This window comes from Psychrobacter sp. 1U2 (genome assembly GCF_051847575.1).
In genome coordinates, this window is sequence record NZ_JBPYDC010001645.1 from 1 (window position 1) to 550 (window position 550).

Here is a 550-nt window from a genome sequence, read left to right on the forward strand (position 1 = left end):
TTTATTTTAACGTCATTGATGCCAACCTTTGGTTCTGGCACATCTTGCATCCAGATGCCTTTTTTATCATGGGCTTTAACCAGTGCTTTCATACTTCTCTCTTATTTAATTGCATTACATTTCATTGTTGAATTCAGTAGGCAAATACCGAACTACTTGTAGGGCGTGTTGAATACGCTCTAATCAATCACTTTCATTTGCTTAGCGACTTTGATAAACGCAGCGATACACTGGTCTAGCTGCTCCGTAGTATGGGCAGCAGAGAGCTGAACACGAATGCGCGCCTCGTCTTTGGGTACGACAGGGTAGAAGAAGCCAATTACATAAATACCTTCTTCAAGTAGCGCATTTGCCATTTGCTGGGAGACATTGGCGTCATAAAGCATCACTGCACAAATGGCTGATTCGGTAGGCTTGATATCGAAGCCGGCATCTTGCATTTGCTTCACAAAATAGGCCGTATTTTCATGCAATTTATCTTGTAGGGTATTGTCTTGAGACAGCATATCAAATGCTTTAACCCCAGCCGCCGCCACCATAGGAGGAATAG

The 550-nt window shown here is 43.1% G+C and carries 1 protein-coding gene; it reads right to left on the reverse strand.

The features are described 5' to 3' along the window. Positions 1-179: 179 nt before the first annotated feature. Positions 180-550: aminotransferase class I/II-fold pyridoxal phosphate-dependent enzyme (locus tag ACS8FD_RS23645; protein ID WP_439277646.1), on the reverse strand; the 371-nt coding region annotated here is incomplete at its 5' end.